This is a genomic window from Acetonema longum DSM 6540, assembly GCF_000219125.1.
GTDB classification, from domain to species: Bacteria; Bacillota; Negativicutes; order Sporomusales; family Acetonemataceae; genus Acetonema; species Acetonema longum.
Genome location: NZ_AFGF01000121.1, coordinates 41331 through 59457 on the forward strand (window position 1 = coordinate 41331; position 18127 = coordinate 59457).

Annotated in this window: 15 protein-coding genes, 3 tRNA genes and 2 pseudogenes; all 20 read left to right on the top strand. The window is 48.6% G+C overall.

Going from position 1 to position 18127, the window contains the following annotated elements; all coding sequences use genetic code 11:
- Window positions 1-3 precede the first annotated feature (3 nt).
- Window positions 4-363 (top strand): diacylglycerol kinase family protein, encoded by a 360-nt coding sequence (locus ALO_RS13035; RefSeq protein ID WP_004096699.1) that lies wholly within the window; start codon window positions 4-6, stop codon window positions 361-363.
- Between the two features lie 20 nt (window positions 364-383).
- Entirely contained in the window at window positions 384-1292 is a 909-nt protein-coding gene (gene era / locus ALO_RS13040) for a GTPase Era (protein ID WP_004096702.1), read from the top strand.
- A 60-nt stretch (window positions 1293-1352) separates the two neighbouring features.
- Entirely contained in the window at window positions 1353-1940 is a 588-nt protein-coding gene (locus tag ALO_RS13045; protein ID WP_004096704.1) for a DUF502 domain-containing protein, read from the top strand.
- Between the two features lie 84 nt (window positions 1941-2024).
- Complete coding sequence (locus ALO_RS13050; protein ID WP_238528270.1) at window positions 2025-3281, top strand: hemolysin family protein; 1257 nt, start codon at window positions 2025-2027, stop codon at window positions 3279-3281.
- Window positions 3282-3290: 9 nt separating this feature from the next.
- The gene (gene recO / locus ALO_RS13055; RefSeq protein WP_004096709.1) at window positions 3291-4031 is read left to right on the top strand and encodes a DNA repair protein RecO; all 741 of its coding nucleotides are present in this window, start codon (window positions 3291-3293) and stop codon (window positions 4029-4031) included.
- Window positions 4032-4187: 156 nt separating this feature from the next.
- The gene (locus ALO_RS13060; protein ID WP_050807014.1) at window positions 4188-5036 is read left to right on the top strand and encodes a pyruvate, water dikinase regulatory protein; all 849 of its coding nucleotides are present in this window, start codon (window positions 4188-4190) and stop codon (window positions 5034-5036) included.
- 83 nt (window positions 5037-5119) lie between these two features.
- On the top strand, window positions 5120-6115 hold the full coding sequence (locus ALO_RS13065) for a deoxyguanosinetriphosphate triphosphohydrolase (RefSeq protein WP_004096713.1): 996 nt from the start codon (window positions 5120-5122) through the stop codon (window positions 6113-6115).
- A gap of 201 nt (window positions 6116-6316) precedes the next feature.
- Window positions 6317-8113 carry a DNA primase gene (gene dnaG / locus ALO_RS13070; RefSeq protein WP_004096716.1) on the top strand — a complete coding sequence of 599 codons (1797 nt, stop codon included), beginning with the start codon at window positions 6317-6319 and terminating at the stop codon, window positions 8111-8113.
- A gap of 56 nt (window positions 8114-8169) precedes the next feature.
- A pseudogene (locus ALO_RS13075) lies at window positions 8170-8574 on the top strand (RNA polymerase sigma factor region1.1 domain-containing protein); the annotation flags it as partial.
- Window positions 8575-9540: 966 nt separating this feature from the next.
- A pseudogene (gene rpoD, locus ALO_RS13080) lies at window positions 9541-10275 on the top strand (RNA polymerase sigma factor RpoD); the annotation flags it as partial.
- A 350-nt stretch (window positions 10276-10625) separates the two neighbouring features.
- Window positions 10626-10700: transfer RNA gene (locus tag ALO_RS13085), tRNA-Asn, on the top strand.
- Between the two features lie 50 nt (window positions 10701-10750).
- A tRNA-Ile gene (locus ALO_RS13090) sits at window positions 10751-10825 on the top strand.
- A gap of 10 nt (window positions 10826-10835) precedes the next feature.
- A tRNA-Glu gene (locus ALO_RS13095) sits at window positions 10836-10910 on the top strand.
- 133 nt (window positions 10911-11043) lie between these two features.
- Entirely contained in the window at window positions 11044-11733 is a 690-nt protein-coding gene (locus ALO_RS13100) for a tRNA (adenine(22)-N(1))-methyltransferase (protein ID WP_004096723.1), read from the top strand.
- Complete coding sequence (locus ALO_RS13105; RefSeq protein ID WP_004096725.1) at window positions 11724-12833, top strand: Nif3-like dinuclear metal center hexameric protein; 1110 nt, start codon at window positions 11724-11726, stop codon at window positions 12831-12833. The genes ALO_RS13100 and ALO_RS13105 overlap by 10 nt, the downstream gene beginning before the upstream one ends.
- Window positions 12834-12890: 57 nt before the next feature.
- Window positions 12891-13829, top strand: coding sequence for a 3'-5' exoribonuclease YhaM family protein (locus ALO_RS13110; RefSeq protein ID WP_004096728.1), 939 nt, complete (start codon window positions 12891-12893; stop codon window positions 13827-13829).
- Between the two features lie 65 nt (window positions 13830-13894).
- Window positions 13895-15148, top strand: a complete 1254-nt coding sequence (locus tag ALO_RS13115) for an aspartate aminotransferase family protein (protein WP_004096730.1) — start codon at window positions 13895-13897, stop codon at window positions 15146-15148.
- 23 nt (window positions 15149-15171) lie between these two features.
- Window positions 15172-15612 carry a type II toxin-antitoxin system RatA family toxin gene (locus ALO_RS13120; RefSeq protein ID WP_004096732.1) on the top strand — a complete coding sequence of 147 codons (441 nt, stop codon included), beginning with the start codon at window positions 15172-15174 and terminating at the stop codon, window positions 15610-15612.
- A gap of 180 nt (window positions 15613-15792) precedes the next feature.
- Entirely contained in the window at window positions 15793-16662 is an 870-nt protein-coding gene (htpX, locus tag ALO_RS13125) for a zinc metalloprotease HtpX (protein WP_004096734.1), read from the top strand.
- A gap of 357 nt (window positions 16663-17019) precedes the next feature.
- Window positions 17020-18093: a M42 family metallopeptidase gene (locus tag ALO_RS13130; protein WP_004096736.1), complete on the top strand. Its 1074-nt coding sequence runs from the start codon at window positions 17020-17022 to the stop codon at window positions 18091-18093.
- The last annotated feature ends 34 nt before the right edge of the window (window positions 18094-18127 follow it).

Consider the following 18127-nt stretch of genomic DNA (forward strand, 5'->3'; position numbering starts at 1 on the left):
CCTATGGGACGCATTTTTCAGTCCTTTTGTTTTGCCTGGCAGGGTCTTGTGTATTGCCTGAAAACACAGCCAAACATGCGCTTGCATGGGTTGACGGCAATAGCGGTTTTGGTGTTGGGCTGGTATTTGAATTTTTCTCCTCTTGAAAAAGGGATATTAGTGTTAACCGTCACCATGGTATTGGCGGCGGAGATGGTTAACACAGCGATTGAAGCAGTGATCGATCTGATTTCTCCCGGTTTTCATCCCTTGGCGAAAGTCGCCAAGGATGTTGCGGCCGGAGCAGTATTCATTGCGGCAGTTGCAGCGGCCTTTATCGGCTGGGCCTTATTTGTGCCGAAAATTCTTTCGTTCATAAAATAGGACACAGGAGTGGCTAAACCATGAATACAAATATGAATCCCCCCCACGGACATCAATCCGGTTTCGTGGCTGTGGTCGGACGTCCCAATGTAGGCAAATCCACCTTGGTAAACAGTCTGATCGGGCAAAAAATCGCTATTATGTCGGATAAACCCCAAACAACGCGGAATAAGATCCTATGTGTTCTGACGCAGCCGGACGCACAGATTTTATTTATTGATACCCCTGGTATACACAAGCCGAAACACAAATTAGGCGAATATATGGTGCGCGCATCTGAAAGCACCTTGCGGGAAGTGGACGTAATTCTTTTTGTGGTGGATGCCACCCAGAAGATGGGCGCGGGCGAGCAATATATCCTGGAACGTATTGCCGCTGTAAACACACCGGTGATTTTGGCGATCAATAAAATCGACCTGGTTTCCCGGACCGACCTCCTGCCGGTTATCGAGACCTACAACACCGCTCACTCTTTTAACGCTGTCGTGCCCATTTCGGCTTTAAACCGGGATAATCTTCCAGGACTGATTGGTGAAATCAAAAAATATCTGGAGGCCGGTCCTCAATATTATCCGGAGGATATGGTAACAGACCAGCCGGAACGGCTAGTCATGGCCGAATTAATCCGGGAAAAAGTCCTGCATATGACCCGGGAGGAAATTCCTCATGCCATTGCCGTAGATATGGAGGAAATTACTACCCGCAATAACGGCGATCTATATGTCCGCGCCGTAATTTATGTAGAAAGAGAATCCCAAAAGGGAATTGTGATTGGACATGGCGGCGGCCTCTTGAAAGAGATTGGCAAGGCGGCACGGGAAGACATTGAAAAGCTGTTAGGGTCAAAAGTCTTTATCGATCTCTGGGTTAAGGTGAAAAAGGACTGGCGGAATAAAGAAGGGGTTCTCAGAGAGTTTGGCTATCAGTAACTGCATTTTATTGACCGGCCATCTTGGAAGATGGTATTATTTACGAAGGAGAATTGGCCTATGAAGTGGGTTTCTAAATACTTCGTCAATGGCCTGATTGTCATTGTACCGATTGCCATTACCTTTTTTGTCATTCAACAGATTTTTTCCATTACCGACAAGATTATTGGGCGGTATATACCGCTGGATTTTCCCGGCATTGCGCTGATTACTGTTTTTACATTCATTATCATTATTGGCTGGCTGTCGACTCATTGGCTGGCGAAACAAATTTTTGAGGTAGGGGAAAAAATCGTCGAGTCTATCCCGGTTATTAAAGTGATTTACAGCAGTGTTAAAAAAATTTCTACGGCGGTATTTCAATCGCATCAGTTATTGAAAAATGCCGTTCTCGTACCCTATCCTCATCCTCAAAGCAAAGTCCTGGGTTTCGTCATGACTGATCTCTCGCCGGCGATCACGAAACATTTGCCGGAAGACCATATATGCGTGTTTATACCCTGGAGTCTGAATATAACGTCCGGTGTCAATATTATCGTTCCCAAACGGGATATAATACCTTTAGATGTCACCAGTGAGAGTGCGTTGCAATATGTTATTACTGCCGGGACCATTATGCCCCAGTGTCATAATGTGACCAAATCATAGGGAGAGATGTCTTATCGATTCGCTTTTCTACAGTCTCTTAAAAGTATTCGTTGCCCTTTTGCTTGTTTTTTTGAATGGTTTTTTGTGTTGGCTGAATTTTCCATGGTGAAAGTGCGCAAAACCCGTCTGGAAGAACTGGCGCAGCAAGGAGAAGGGCGGGCCGAGCTGGCGTTAAAGATTGAAGCCCAACTGGACAGCTATCTTAGCGCTGTTCAATTAGGAATTACTTTGACATCCCTGGGATTGGGCTGGATCGGCGAACCGGCGGTCGTTTCGCTCATCGAACCGGCGGTCATGTATTACTTCCCGGGTTCTACTTTGTTGTTGCATACGATCAGCGTAGCGGTCGGATTTTCGATCATTACTCTGTTGCATGTGGTTCTGGGTGAGCTGATTCCTAAGTCTATCGCCATCCAGCAGGCCGAGAGGATGACGCTTTTGGCTGTTTGGCCCCTTTATATTTTCCACAAGGTCGGTTATCCCATCATTACTATTTTCGACCGTACTGCTTGGGCCGTGCTGAAGCTCTTGGGCTTTGATCCGGCTCAAGAAGCTGAAATTGCCCACTCGGAAGAAGAACTGCGGATGATTGTAAGCGCCAGTCAGAGGGGCGGAATATTAAATCAAATGGAAAGTGAACTCATTGATAATGTATTTGATTTCGCTGACCGCTTGTCACGGGAAATCATGGTACCGCGCCAGGATATGGTTTGCTTGTTTTTAGACGATTCCTACGAAGAAAATATGCAGGTGGTGCATGAGTCCGGCCATACCCGCTATCCGGTTTGTCTGGAGGATAAGGATCACGTGCTGGGAATGGTTCATATCCGGGATTTAGTGGATCTTAGCGGCTCTGGCACAAAGGACCTGAAGAAAATTATGCGGGAGATTTTAGTGGTGCCTGAGGGGATGTCAGTAGCCAAACTGTTGCAGCTGATGCGGCGCAAGCGGACTCACCTGGCGGTAGTGGCCGATGAATACGGCGGCACAGCAGGGTTAGTGGCTCTTGAGGATGTTCTTGAAGAAATTGTCGGCGAGATCCAGGACGAACATGACATGGAAGAAACTGAGATACAGCGGTTTTCTGATGGCAGCTACGAATTCGACGGCCGGGTGCTGCTGGATGATTTGGTGGAACTATTGGACCTGGAGTTAGAGGAACATGAGGAAGACACTATCGGCGGTTATATTTTCGGCATGTTGGGACGCCGGCCGGAGATCGGCGATCAGTTGGCCATCGATAATTATCGCTTTGAGGTGCTCAAAGTTGCCGGATTCCGGGTCGTAAGAGTGAAGGCAACCATGATTCCTCCGGCAGATCAAGACCCGCCGGAGGAATAGAAACATATTATGAAACCATACCAGGCAGAGGCAGTCATTTTACATGTCCATGAATGGAACGGATCCGACAAGCAAGTCAGCCTATTTTCCCGGGAATTCGGTAAAATCGTGGCCATTGCGTATGGCGCTAAATATTCGAAGAATCGCTTGGCTGCCGGAACTCAGGCTTTCTCTCATGTGGATGTGATCCTGCAGCCAGGGAGAAGCTATGAGACCTTGAAACAGTGTGAGGTGCGGACTTCGTTTCGCGCTATCCGGGAAGATTTGACCAGTCTGGCCTATACGTCTTTGGTAGCGGAGTTAACCCTTGAACTGTATCCGGAGCGGGAGCCGGAGCCTTTGGTTTTTGACCTGCTCCTGAATTCCTTTCACCTGATTATGGAACGAAACGCCAGAATTGCAGCCATGGCGACAGCTTGGCAGCTTTTGGCTATGGCCGGATATCGTCCGGAAACAGAACATTGTGTTGTGTGCGGCTCTCCCATTGTTTATCCTGCTATTTTTGACAGTCAGGCAGGCGGTGTGGTCTGCAAACGCTGCGGCAGAGACAGCGGTATGAGTATGATGGACGAGCCGGTAAGTCGCTTTATTCAGCGTATGCTTACATTAAACCTGCAAGAACCGGAACGATTTTCCGTTTCTGCGGAGGTGCTGTTGCAAGCGGAAAAATTATTGTTAAACTATTTGCTGCAGTATTTAGAAAAACCCCTGCAGTCCTTAGCGTTTATCCGGACCATCTCAACAGTTTAGGAAGGACCGTTGAAAAAGGCCCAGGGGGTTCTTGCATCTCTCGTGCCTGTAACCTGTGTTACCGGTGGGGAGATTTTTTGTTTTTCTGGAAAGAATCCACTGGAGGACAAGCAACATGGATGCAGAATTCTTATATATGAGGATTTAGCGATAGCCATGGATGTATTTTTTGCATTTTATAAGGGAGGAACAGCTGTGAGAAAGGGGCCGGTTATTTACGCCTTGTCTGATTCGATCGGTGAAACTGCCGAATTAGTAGCGCGAGCCACCGCCAGCCAGTTTGAATCCGGTGAAATAGACATTGTACGCGTTCCCTATATTAGCTCCATCGAACAAATCGAAAATATATTTCAAGCGGCAGCGGGGCAGCCGGCGCTTATCTGTCATACCATTGTTTCGCCGGATTTAAGAGTAGCTCTGGAAAACTTGGCGGACAAGATGAGCATCACTACGGTGGATATCATGGGCCCGATGATCGACAGTGTCCAGACAGTGACCGGATTCATCCCCAAATTGAAACCAGGCTTGATTCACCAACTGGATCAGGAATATTTTAAACGGGTAGAAGCGATTGAATTTGCCGTTAAATATGATGACGGAAAGAATCCCAATGGATTGCTGAAAGCCGATATTGTATTGATTGGAGTTTCCCGGACATCCAAGACGCCCTTAAGCATGTATTTGGCCCATAAACGATTCAAGGCAGCTAATGTCCCCCTTGTACCGGAAATATGTCCCCCGCCGGAATTGTTTGAGATGCCGTCTGACCGGATTGTGGGGCTGGTTCTCAACCCTCTCAAACTCAATGAAATTCGGGCAGAACGGCTGAGGATCATGGGGCTGGCCCCAGGAGCCAGCTATGCGGCTGTGGACAGAATTATCGAGGAATTGTCCTATGCCAGGTCAGTGATGAACAAAATCGGCTGTCCGATTATCGATGTTTCCAATAAAGCTATCGAAGAAACCGCCAATAGCATTATTGAGATCATTCGTTCCAAACGATAGGCCCATCGGTTGTCCCATAAATCTGCAGTCGTGAATCCGCAGACCTTTTTCAACGGTTCCGATTAGCGGGAGGAGACGGTAACATGACCGTTCGGGAGAAATTTGAACAGAGGGAAGTAGATTTCTTGTCCCCTTTTGCCACAAAAAGCCGGGATGCAATGCGGGAAATGCCGGAGTCTCCCTGCTTGTTCCGGACTGCTTTTCAGCGTGACCGGGACAGGATTATTCACAGTAAGTCCTTCCGGCGGCTCAAGCATAAGACCCAGGTCTATATCTCTCCTGGCGATCACTACCGCATGAGGATGACCCATAGTTTGGAAGTAGCCCAGATTTCCCGTACCGTGGCCAGAGGTCTCGTGCTGAATGAAGATTTGACAGAGGCCATTGCTCTGGGCCACGATGTGGGTCATACTCCGTTTGGTCACTCCGGTGAGGATGCCTTGCGCGAAGTTTTAGGTCATTTTGATCATAACGAACAAAGCTTACGGGTTCTCGAACATGTGGAGAAAGACGGAGCGGGCCTAAACCTGACGGTTCAGGTAAAAAACGGCATTCTCAACCATACCGGCAGCCAGAAACCCTTTACGCTGGAAGGTAATATTGTCCGCATTTGCGATCGGGTTGCTTATTTATGCCATGACTATGATGACGGGATTCGGGCGGGCATGCTGAAAGCACAGGATTTGCCGCAAAATGTCGTCCGGACTTTCGGCGTTCATCCCTCCAGCATGATTACGGCCATGGTGGCGGACATGATCACCCAATCGGATGGGGTCAATGAAATACGAATGTCGCAGCCGATTACCGACGCCATGAACGAATTCCGTCACTTTATGTTTGAAACGGTGTATCGTTCTCCTCAATTGGAACAGGAACGCAAAAAAGCGAAACATGTTATCAAAAAACTGTTCGAGTATTTTTATACCAACCCCGACAAGTTGCCCCGGGAATTTCAGGAACGGATCGAACGCTGGAGCCTTGAAACAATTGTGGTGGATTACGTGGCAGGACTGAGCGACTTGTATGCGATTCATCTGTTTAAAAACTTGTTTATCCCGTCTACCTGGGGAGGCAGCTGACGGCAGTTTGTCAAGAAGAAAAGAGGATATTTCTTCTCTTTATTGAATAATAGTCTTAAAATCCTGAGAATGGATTAAGGGAGCGATTCTTAAAGCAGGATTATGATTAGAATATGTAGAATAAAAACAAAACTTTGCTTTAAAAGCATAAGATGTCAGGCGGATCAACTGAGGTTCCATAAGCAGGATCATAGGTGAAATATGAAAGAGCAGTATGATCATGACTTTATCGACAGGTTGCGCGCAGAGTGTGATATTGTCGCCGTTATATCCGACTACGTATCGCTGCAAAAAAAAGGGAGAAATTATTGGGGTTGCTGTCCATTTCATCAGGAAAAAACACCATCTTTTTCTGTTGCGGCAGAAAAAGGTTTTTTCTATTGCTTTGGCTGCCAGACCGGGGGAGATATTTTTTATTTTTTAATGAAAGTTGAACAAATATCCTTTATTGATGCAGTAAAACTCCTGGCGCAAAAAATGAATATTTCTCTGCCGGAAAGACAACAATCAGAATACGATAAACAGCGTGCCCGGGAATTGGCTATTTTGTACCGGGTCAACGAACTGGCCGGGAATTTTTTTCACGCTTGCCTTACTAAAACAGCTCATGGCAAGCAGGCGTTAGAGTATTTAAGCAATCGGGGCATCGATCAGAACGTTATCCGTGAATTCCAGCTAGGCTATGCCCCCCCGCAGTGGGATAAATTATCTCAAGCTTTAAGGCAGCGCGGGGTGCTGGAAGAACATCTCCTGCAGGCAGGACTGGCAGTCAGCCGGTCCCAAGGCGGAGTCTATGACCGGTTCCGCCAGCGAATCATGTTTCCCATCAGGGATGTCCGGGGACGTATCATAGCTTTCGGCGGCAGAGTTTTGGAAAAGAGTCAGCCTAAATATCTTAACAGCCCGGATACAATACTGTTCAATAAACGAAACGTATTGTACGGATTCCACAACTCCTATAAATACATCAAAGAAACCGGCCAAGCCATCGTTGTGGAGGGATATTTGGACCTGATAACAGCGTACAGCGCCGGCGTAAAAAACATTGTTGCATCGCTGGGGACGGCGTTTACGCAGGAACAGGCCAAACAGCTCCTGAAGCTGGGACAAGAAATCGTTTTTGCCTACGACAGCGATGCGGCGGGGCAGAATGCCACATTGCGGGCTTTGACTATTGTCCGCAGATTAGGAGCCAAGATAAGGATTGTGTCCTTACCGGACGGTAAAGATCCGGATGAATACATTCGCAAACACGGCGTGGATGAATTCCGCGGTCAGGTTACGAATGCTTTACTGCTCATGGATTATCAAATGAAGCGGGTTTTAGAGGCTGTCGATACTGCCAGCCTGGAAGGAAAAATAGCGGCTGTATCGCAAATCGTTCCGGTTTTAGCGGATTTGGACAATGCTGTGGAAATGAACGGCTATATTTCCCGCTTATCCGAGATACTGGCAATTGATGAAACGGCGATTCGCAGTGAACTATCAAAATATTTACGTCTCAGCAAAAAGGATAAAAATGTAATTCCTGGGCAGACTAGTAGTGTTCATCTGGTTTCAAGCCCTGTAAACAATGCGTCTTCGACGGCGGAAAAGCAGCTGATCCGGTTAATGCTGGATGATCCGGGGTTAATTCCTCAGATACAGCCCCGATTACTGCCGGAAGATTTTCAGCATCCGCATCGCTGGGAGCTGATCCAGCTGCTGGTTGATGCTTATAATAAGGGAGAGAATCTTCCCACTGTCTTAACGCCGCTTTTGAGTGAACAGGCTCATATAGAATTATCCGGCATCATGGTGATGGAGTCTAAGGTGGACGACCCGTTGCGTATAGCCGATGATTGCCTGAGATTTTTGCGCCTTTCCCGATTAAAAGACCTGTATGAAAAACATCGATTGCAGGCAATTGAATTCGAGCGTATAGGAGATAGTCGCTCTCTGCAGGAATTAGCAGAAAGTCAGCGAATTAAAGATGAAATTAGCAAACTGTATCAATAACGAGACACACCTTAACTTTATTAAATACGGGGATCCTGCTGTGGAGGGGGGATATTATGACAGAAAAGAAAAATCTACCGACTGAGCATGTTAATGAACTTTTGCATAAAGGTAAAAAACGGGGCGGTGTACTTACCTACTCCGAAATAATGGATACCTTCCAGGGCGAGGATTTGTCTCCTGACGAAATAGACGATATGTACGAAATGTTCACGACCAAAGGGATTGAAATTGTGGATGAAGTCCCGGATATGGAAAATATCGAGGGACCGGATATCGCGGAAATTGAATCTGCGCCTGAAGAAGTAGATCTTGACCTGAGTATTCCTGAAGGGATCAGCATTGATGATCCGGTCCGGATGTACCTGAAGGAAATCGGACGGGTCTCTTTGCTTACGGCCGTAGATGAAATAAAACTGGCTAAGAGGATGGGCAAAGGCAACGAAGCCAGACGATTGGCCAATGAACGGTCGGCGGAAGTGGAAGTGGGCGATACCGAGTACCTTTTGGAATTCCTCACTCGCCGCGGCAAAGAGCGGGGAGGAAAGCTTACCGCCAAAGAAGTGCGTAATTACTATCGGCTGGCTCAACTGGAAGAGGATGAAATGCAGCAGGTGGACGCCGGTTTGGAGACGGCTGGTGTCAAAGTCATTGAGACCAACATTCTTGATACTTTGATTCTGCGGGCCAAGCAATCAGGCGGACATATCGAAGACGGCGAGATCCGGATAGGATGTCATTTTGCTGAACTTACCCAGGAAGAAATGGATATAGTTTATAAACGGCTGTCAGCCGCTAATATCCATATAGATAACGGAAATCCGGCAGAGCAGGTAAAACAGAGGTTATCCTTTGTCAAACATTATCTGGCGCAGGAAGAAACGCTGGGTTCTTTACGTGATAGCAGTAAGGTATTCCGGTCCTTAGTGGGGTTTATCACAAAATCCGGCAAGCCAACGGTTGAATTCGTCCAAAAAAATATGCGCGAATTAACCCAGGAAGAAGTTAAATCGCTAATGAAGGTTCTGGCTGCGGAAAAACTCGAAGTTCCCGAACTGGGTCGAACCTGGGATACGGGATCTAATGAATCCTTGCTGGATCAGGCGGTTACGACTGCTTTACAGGATGCCGGGGGGATGCTCCAGGGACTGATCAAGCTGGCCTATCAGCGATTTGCCAAACTGACGCTGGAAGAAGTGGAAGAAGTCGTAAAACGGGCTCAGCTTACGCCTAAAGGGTTTTCCGCCGTAACCGAAGGTTTGGATCAAGCCGGGGTGGAAATTCTTGACGGCAGCTATCTGTCGCTGATCCAGCGAATGTTGGCTGAATGTCATATTCTATGCGCCCGGTGCGATGCTGTCGCTCCGGAAGTTGCCGGAGAAATCGACGAATACATTTCCCGTTTGGATGTATTGACGCATAAATATATCGAACAGGGAGAGATGGCGAAAAGATCCCTGTCGGAAGCCAATCTTCGTCTGGTGGTCAGCATCGCTAAGCGCTATGTGGGCCGGGGGATGCTGTTCCTGGATTTAATTCAGGAGGGCAACCTGGGACTGATTAAGGCTGTTGAAAAGTTCGATTATAATAAAGGCTATAAGTTCAGCACCTACGCAACCTGGTGGATTCGTCAGGCTATTACCAGAGCCATAGCCGACCAGGCAAGGACCATTCGCATTCCTGTTCACATGGTGGAAACGATCAATAAACTGATCCGGGTATCCCGTCAATTGCTGCAGGAACTGGGCCGTGAGCCAGTTCCGGAAGAGATCGCCCGGGCCATGGATATCAGCGTGGAACGTGTGCGGGAGATCATGAAGATTGCCCAAGAGCCTGTTTCACTGGAGACTCCTATTGGAGAGGAAGAAGATTCTCATCTGGGAGATTTCATTGAAGATCAGGATGCGCCGGCGCCGGCGGAGGCGGCTTCCTTCATGTTGCTCAAGGAACAGCTGGAGGAAGTGCTGGAGACTCTGACTCCCAGGGAAGAAAAAGTTCTTCGGCTGCGTTTCGGACTGGATGACGGACGCGCCCGCACCCTGGAGGAAGTAGGACAGCATTTCGGCGTGACCCGCGAACGGATCCGTCAGATTGAGGCTAAAGCCCTGCGCAAACTGCGCCATCCCAGCAGGAGCAAGAAACTGAAGGACTTTTTAGAGTAACCAGGGGATCGGCCCATCTACGTCGTTGCTCCTGCGGGCGCGCCATTCATGCTGCGCATCTTTCTAGTATCGACGCACCTTTCTGAAGGTACAATCTCACGCGCATCCTCGTGTGCTATCATAATTTGTGACTTTTCGGGAGAGCGGTAGTAGCGGATGGTTTCTCATACGCCGAAAAGTCACCTGCATTTTTCAGTATGGCAACGCAGGCGTTGCTCTTACCTGGTATCTGGACCCTTTGAGCGGTCCCAGATTCGAGGAAATAGATTGATCTCCGCGAAGGTCTGAAAATAAAAAAAGTCTTGACGTAACATATATCGATGTTATATAATATATTTCGTTGACGTTATTCCTCGATAGCTCAATGGTAGAGCACTCGGCTGTTAACCGAGTGGTTGTAGGTTCGAGTCCTACTCGAGGAGCCAATTCCGTTTTTACAACAGGCTTTCTTCGGAAAACCTGTTTTCACATCTGTGGGCCTATAGCTCAGCGGTAGAGCAGCCGGCTCATAACCGGCTGGTCCCTGGTTCGATCCCAGGTGGGCCCACCATATTGTATATGGCCCGTTGGTCAAGTGGTTAAGACACCGCCCTTTCACGGCGAGAACGGGGGTTCGAATCCCCCACGGGTCACCATATCTGTCGTATAAACCGGAGTTGTTAACTCCGGTTTTTCTATTTGATTCTTAAAAAGGATTTTTTGTCTTTTTAGAGGAATACTGGATAATGAGATATGGAATTAGATTAAGAGGATAGGAGTCGTTGGGGTTTGAAACTGAGAGAGCGCCTCGCAGCCATTGCTTCCATGGTGCCGGAGCAGGCCCGGATCGCCGATATTGGGACCGACCATGCCTACCTGCCGATTTATCTGGTCAGCAGTAACCGGATATCTTATGCTGTCGCCAGTGACGTACATTCAGGGCCTTACCAGACTGCATTGGAAGCAGTGTGTTTGGCTGGCTTATCCCAGCAAATTTCTGTCCGGTTTGGCGACGGATTAGCAGTATTGTCGCCGGGTGAGGTGGATGTGGTCGTAATTGCCGGCATGGGGGGCGGCAGTATGATTTCAATTTTGGAAGCCGACATTACGCTAGTGCGGCAATTAAACCACCTCATTCTGCAGCCCATGGTCGACGCACCCCTGCTGCGGCGCTGGCTGCAGGAACATGGCTTGGCGATTGTGAATGAAGAGCTGGTAGCGGAAGAAGATCGACTGTATGAGATCATTGCGGCTCAGCCTGGCATCGCTCAACTCCTGGGAGCGACGGAATATGAGATCGGTCCGGTTCTTTGGCAAAAACGCCACTCTTTGTTAAAGCCTTATTTACGGCAGCGGATCAAACATGACCGGCGCATTCTCGCCCAATTATCCCAGAGCAGGCAAATGGCTGCTGCAGACAAAATAACGGAATATGAAAATAAAGTTCGCATGTTGGAGGAAGCATATCAATGCCTGTAATTTGTTCTGAAATCATTGAACTTATGGAAGAAATCGCGCCGTCCCAGTATGCAGAGGAGTGGGACAATGTGGGGCTTTTGGTTGGCGACCCGCGACAGGTTATTCACAAAATCATGGTGGCGCTGGACGTGACTCCCCAGGTCCTCGAAAGTGCAATCGAACAGGGCGCTCAACTGATTATATCCCACCATCCGCCGCTGTTTAAAGCGATCAAGCAGCTTCGCGGCGATTTACCGGGGACAAAGACTCTTTGCCGTCTGGTTCAGAATGATATTGCCGTTTATGCCGCTCATACCACACTGGACGCAGCGCCGGACGGAGTGAATGACGTTTTAGCCGGCAAGCTGGGTCTGGAACATTGTGAGGCTCTTAGTAATAATAAGGAGATCCTTTATAAATTAGCGGTATGTGTGCCGGAATCTCATACTTCACAAGTGTGGGAAGCCATTGCGGCAACCGGGGCGGGACATATCGGAAACTATAGTCATTGTTCCTTCCAGATCCATGGGACAGGAACCTTTAAGCCACTGCCCGGCACCCAGCCCTTTATCGGCGAGCCGGGGAAAATAGAGTCTGTGGCTGAATGCCGACTGGAGACAGTTTTTCCCGCCCGGCTGCGGTCAAACGTGCTGAAAGCCATGCTCAATGCCCATCCCTATGAAGAGGTGGCCTATGATTTATATTGTCTGGCCAACGAACAGGCCGGAGGCTTGGGTAGAATCGGAACGTTAGCAAAACCGGTTCCTTTATCGGAATTTGCCGCACAGGTAAAACAGGCCTTGGCGGCAGCGGCGGTAAAAGTAGCCGGTCTCTCTGACAAAACGGTGTACAAGGTTGCCATTTGCGGCGGCAGCGGTGCCAGCCTGCTGACCCAAGCAGTACAGGCCGGCGCTGACGTACTGGTAACCGGAGATGTGGATTATCATGACGCTCTGACAGCCCTGGAGCAGGGGGCAGCGGTAATTGACGCCGGCCACTTTGGGACCGAGTATCCGGTGGTAGAGGATCTGACCGGAAGATTACGCCGGCTGGCCCATGAAAAGAAATGGGATGTACAAATCGTACCGGCTGTCCAAAACGATATTTTTACATATGTTTGATTGTGATTAAATGAATTTTTGCCGGTTTGCGGCATGTTATGGGAGTGGCGGACTTTTATGTTAATGAGCTATCGAATGGGCGACGAAATACAACATTGCGTTATACTGCGCGTGCAGAAAACCGGAGCATCTTCTAATGGGGGGGTATTCGCCCGTGGCAGCCTGCAGGACAACAGCGGGACCTTAAACTTTATTTGCTTTGAACGGGAAACCGTGGATTTTTTAAAAAGCCTGCCTAATGTCAGTGCCATACGGATTCACGGCGTCTTACAAGCCGATCGTTACGCCAATGAGGGAACGCTGCAAGTGGTGATATCAAAAGCTGAGCACCCGGCCAAAGAGGATTCGCTGGAGCATCTGCTCCCCTACAGCCCCAAAGATCTAAACCAATACAAACAATATCTGGAGGAATTGCTTGTAGGGATTGCCAAACCCCATTTGAAATCTCTGCTGCGTACGATTTTATCCGGTGTACTTTATGAAAAATATGTAGTTCATTCAGCGGCTATGCGGCTTCATCACGCCTACGTGGGAGGTCTGCTGGAACATTCCGTGGATGTGGCTAAACTGGCCAAAGTCATTGCCCTGGAAATCGGCAATATCGATGTGGATTTGGTAGTGGCGGGAGGTTTGCTGCATGATATTGGCAAACTGCATGAAATATCCCCGGCTCTTGGTTTTGAGTATACCGAAAAAGGCAAATTATTAGGCCATTTATCACTGGGAACCATGATGTTGAACCGGTTCATCTCCCAAGAGAAGGATTTTCCCCAGGAGGACGCCCTGTGTCTCCTGCATATTTTGTTGTCTCATCACGGCAGTCAGGACAAAGGGTCGCCAGTGGCCTGCGCCACGAAAGAGAGTTTTGTGGTACACTACGCGGATGAATTGAATGCCATCATGACTCAATTTGATGTGTCCGATGACCGGTCCAATTGGCAGTACAGCAAGATGTTGAACCGGTATCTTAGAGTCACCTCGCAAGAGAAAACTTGAAATGGAATAAAATGGGCAGTATCATGGAGATAATGAAACAATGGAATAGCAGGAGGGGAATCAAAATGAGTGTCAGTCATGAAACTGAATTGACCATTGAGAAATACGAAAAGTATATTAATCCCTCACTGGCGAGACTGTTTCGCTTCATGGGCTTAAATTCAGTGGAGGGGGAAGCGGAAGGCGTATTCATCCGAGATACAGATGGAAAACAATTTTTGGATTGTTTAGGCGGCTATGGCGTTTTTAGTCTGGGACACCGGCATCCTAAGGTGGTGGAGGCGGTCAGGGAACAGTTGGATCAAATGCCCCTGTCCAGTAAAGTATTGTTCAGCAAAACCATGGCTGATCTGGCTGAAATGCTGGCGGCTATCACACCGGGAGACCTGCAGTACAGCTTCTTTTGCAACAGCGGCGCCGAGGCGGTGGAGGGAGCGTTGAAACTGGCCAGGCTGCACACAGGCCGCTCCAAAGTGATCGCTACAGTTAACTCCTTTCACGGCAAAACTTTCGGCGCATTAAGCGCTACCGGGCGGGACCTGTTTCGGGAGCCTTTTCAGCCTCTCATGCAGGGCTTTTGTCATGCGCCTTTCGGTGACATTCAGACGCTCGAGAAGATCATCGACAAGGAAACGGCTGCGGTTATTATGGAACCCATTCAGGGTGAAGGCGGCATTATTGTTCCCCCGGATGATTATCTTCCCCGCATCAGAGAATTATGTGACCACTATCACGCGCTATTGATTTGTGATGAGGTTCAGACCGGCTTAGGGCGTACTGGCAAGATGTTTGCTTCCGAACATTATGGAGTTGTTCCGGATATTATCACTACTGCCAAAGCCCTGGGGGGCGGAGTCATGCCGATTGGCGCCTTTACCGCTCGTCCGGCAGTCTGGGATCGCCTGATTGTCAGTCCGTTCCTGCACACGTCGACTTTCGGCGGCAATCCTCTTGCCTGTGCTGCTGCCTGCGCTACCCTTCAGGTGCTGCAGGATGAAAACTTGTCGGAACGGGCCGCCCGGCTGGGAGACTATTTTACCGCTAAACTGAAACAGCTGCAGCTTGAATATCCCAATGTTATTAAAGAAGTTCGCGGTAAAGGGCTGATGATCGGCATTGAACTCACCAAAGAAGGGATTGGCGGGTTGGTCATGTCTGAGATGGTTAATCGCGGCATTCTGGTGGCATATACCTTAAATAATCCCAAGGTGATACGAATTGAACCACCTTTAATCATTCAAGCCGAACAAATTGATTTTGTCGCGGAAGCTCTTGCGGCCACAGCGGGATTGGCGGATCAAATGTTAGAAGACTTATAGTGCCAGAAGGGAGAGTGAGGACAATGCCTTATGTGGAAGTTACCCTGCCAGTCCGGTGCGATCGGGAAAAAATTTACCCGATCATTAAAGATATGGAGAAATACCCTCAATTCATGAAGGACCTGGAAAGTGTTGAGGTTTTGGAGCGAAAAGACAACACCACCCTCACCAAATGGGTTTCCAATGTGGATGGCCGGATTATCCGCTGGACGGAACAGGATGTTTTCGATGATCCTAATATGCATATCTCCTATCGCCAAATTGAAGGAGACCTTAATAAATTTGAAGGAGAATGGGTTTTGACCCCCATTGACGACGGAACCGAGATCAAGCTGACCGTGGATTTTGAGTTTGGCATCCCGATGATTGCCGGTCTGTTAAACCCCATTCTCAAAAAAAAGGTAAGGGATAATAGCATGAACATGCTCGTTGCTATCAAAGAAAGAATGGAACAGACTATCTAAAATGGTTGCCAAGGCGAATTTTGAGCGGATATTTATCCTGTGGAGTCTTGTGAAATCTGAGTAAAACACTTATAATTGAAATACGTACACAGATGGGAGGGATAGCTGCGAAACCGACGAGTTGCTAAACCTTGCTTTTGATAAATTGACAGACATCACTTGTTTGGAGGTGTTCAGCGGTTGAATTCATTGAAAACGACTGTTTTGCTCGCTGCATTAACCGGTCTCTTGCTGGCCATCGGGAATTTATTTGGCGGGACTCAAGGTATGACCTTTATGCTTTTGGTCTCGGTATTGATGAATTTCTTCAGCTACTGGTATAGCGATAAAATCGTACTAAAGATGTATGGGGCCAGAGAGGTTACCATGGATCAGGCGCCTGACCTGGTACGGATGGTGGACCGTTTGACTCAAACCGCGGGTATGCCTATGCCGCGAGTCTATATTATTAACACGGATACTCCCAACGCCTTCGCCACCGGACGGGATCCAGAGCATGCGGCAGTGGCGGTTACCACCAGTATTATGCGCGCCTTGACTTACGAGGAACTGGAAGGGGTGCTGGCTCACGAACTGGCTCATATCCAAAATCGAGACACCTTAATCAGTACGGTGGTGGCCACCATTGCGGGTGTCATCACCATGATTGCCAATATTGCCCAATGGGCGGCCATATTCGGTCTCGGGCGAGGCAATGACAACGAGGATAACGGCATTGGCGGCATCCTTGAATTTGTCATTCTGGTAGTGGTGGCCCCCCTGGCTGCTACCTTGATCCAGCTTGGCATATCCCGTACCAGAGAATTTCAGGCCGATGCCACCGGGGCTAAATTTTGCGGCAAGCCGCTGGCGCTGGCCAGTGCACTGCAAAAAATTGAGTATTACGCCAAACACAGAGTGATGCCGGAGGCAACTCCCTCTACTTCACACATGTTCATCGTAAATCCGTTCAGCGGCGCCGGCAGCTGGATGACCAGCCTGTTCAGCACTCACCCGTCGACGGAACAACGTGTGGCGAAGTTACAGGAACTAGCCCGCCAGATGCGATAGGGAACCGTTGGAAATGGCCCATCTGCGTCACTTCAGCTTCCTGCGGGCGCGACGTGTCCTGCGAACATAGTCACGCACGTCCTCGTCACGCTGTATCGTAATTCGCGACTTCTCGGGAGAGTGATGATAGTGGATGCTTTCTCACAAGCCAAAAAAGTCGTCTGAGTTTTTCACCAGTATGGAAACGCAAGCGTTTCTCTTATCTAGCATCTGAACCTTTTTGAACGGTTCCAGATCCGAGGCTGCAGATGGGTTTTATGATGGGCTCTTACGCAACCCCTGGAAGAAAAATCTTTCAGGGGTTTTTCCGGTGTCTTGTTCGTACATACTAATAAGGATGTATTAAGGAGGGATATGATGGATGCTGGGTTAGAATGGTTCAAACGACTGACTGAGGCGCCGGGAATCTCGGGATATGAAAGCCGGGTAAAGAATGTCTTAAAAGAGAGATTGTCAGGAGTGGCTGATCTGTCCTATGATCACATTGGCAGCGTATTGTTTCGTAAACAGGGTGACCAACCGGCGCCCAGGATTATGCTGGCAACCCATATGGATGAAATCGGCTTTCTGGTTAAACATATAACCAAAGAAGGCTTCCTTAAATTTACGACCATTGGCGGTTGGTGGGAGCAGGTTATGCTGGGACAGCGGGTAACAGTGCTGGCTAAAAATCAGGATATTCCCGGCGTGATCGGCAGTAAACCGCCTCATATTCTTAGCGCCGAAGAACGGAAGAAAGTTGTTCAGAAAAAGGAAATGTATATTGATGTGGGGGCCAAAGACGAGCAGGAAGTGCGAGAAAAGATGGGGATCAAACCGGGAGACGCAGTGGTTCCCTATAGCGAGTTTGCGGTTATGGCCAATGAAAAAATGCTGATGGCTAAGGCATGGGATAACCGGATTGGCTGCGCCATTATGGTTGATGTGCTAGAACAGTTGGGCAAAATATCCCATCCCAATACAGTATATGGTGCGGCTACCGTGCAGGAGGAAGTGGGCTTGAGAGGCGCTAAAACCAGCGCGGCCATGGTTGATCCGGACATTGCCTTCGTGATTGATACCTGTGTGGCTGGTGACACTCCCGGGGTTACGGATGACCAAGCCTCCAGTAAACTCGGCAAAGGTGCGGCTGTTTCGATTTATGACTCCAGCTTGATTCCCCATATTCCGTTGCGGGATTATGTCATTGAAACCGCGGAAAGTGAAAAGATACCTTATCAACTGGAATTCACCGAAGGCGGCGGAACAGACGCCGGCCGTATTCATCTGCACAGCCGCGGCGTGCCCAGCCTGGTGATCAGTATTCCAACCCGCTATATTCACAGCCACAATAGCATCATCCATCGAGATGATTATGAAGCTGCAGTGAAACTGTTAGTTGCCGTGCTCAGAAAACTAGATGAAACAGCATATCACAAATTGCTGGGATAGTGCTGCTGCTGGCTATCCCAGCATACATAAATAC

Coding starts and splice junctions, on each gene's coding strand:
- ALO_RS13035 (WP_004096699.1), top strand. CDS start 4: ATGGGACGCATTTTTCAGTCCTTTTGTTTTGCCTGGCAGGGTCTTGTG.
- era (WP_004096702.1), top strand. CDS start 384: ATGAATACAAATATGAATCCCCCCCACGGACATCAATCCGGTTTCGTG.
- ALO_RS13045 (WP_004096704.1), top strand. CDS start 1,353: ATGAAGTGGGTTTCTAAATACTTCGTCAATGGCCTGATTGTCATTGTA.
- recO (WP_004096709.1), top strand. CDS start 3,291: ATGAAACCATACCAGGCAGAGGCAGTCATTTTACATGTCCATGAATGG.
- ALO_RS13060 (WP_050807014.1), top strand. CDS start 4,188: ATGGATGTATTTTTTGCATTTTATAAGGGAGGAACAGCTGTGAGAAAG.
- ALO_RS13065 (WP_004096713.1), top strand. CDS start 5,120: ATGACCGTTCGGGAGAAATTTGAACAGAGGGAAGTAGATTTCTTGTCC.
- dnaG (WP_004096716.1), top strand. CDS start 6,317: ATGAAAGAGCAGTATGATCATGACTTTATCGACAGGTTGCGCGCAGAG.
- ALO_RS13105 (WP_004096725.1), top strand. CDS start 11,724: ATGCCTGTAATTTGTTCTGAAATCATTGAACTTATGGAAGAAATCGCG.
- ALO_RS13110 (WP_004096728.1), top strand. CDS start 12,891: ATGTTAATGAGCTATCGAATGGGCGACGAAATACAACATTGCGTTATA.
- ALO_RS13115 (WP_004096730.1), top strand. CDS start 13,895: ATGAGTGTCAGTCATGAAACTGAATTGACCATTGAGAAATACGAAAAG.
- ALO_RS13120 (WP_004096732.1), top strand. CDS start 15,172: ATGCCTTATGTGGAAGTTACCCTGCCAGTCCGGTGCGATCGGGAAAAA.
- ALO_RS13130 (WP_004096736.1), top strand. CDS start 17,020: ATGGATGCTGGGTTAGAATGGTTCAAACGACTGACTGAGGCGCCGGGA.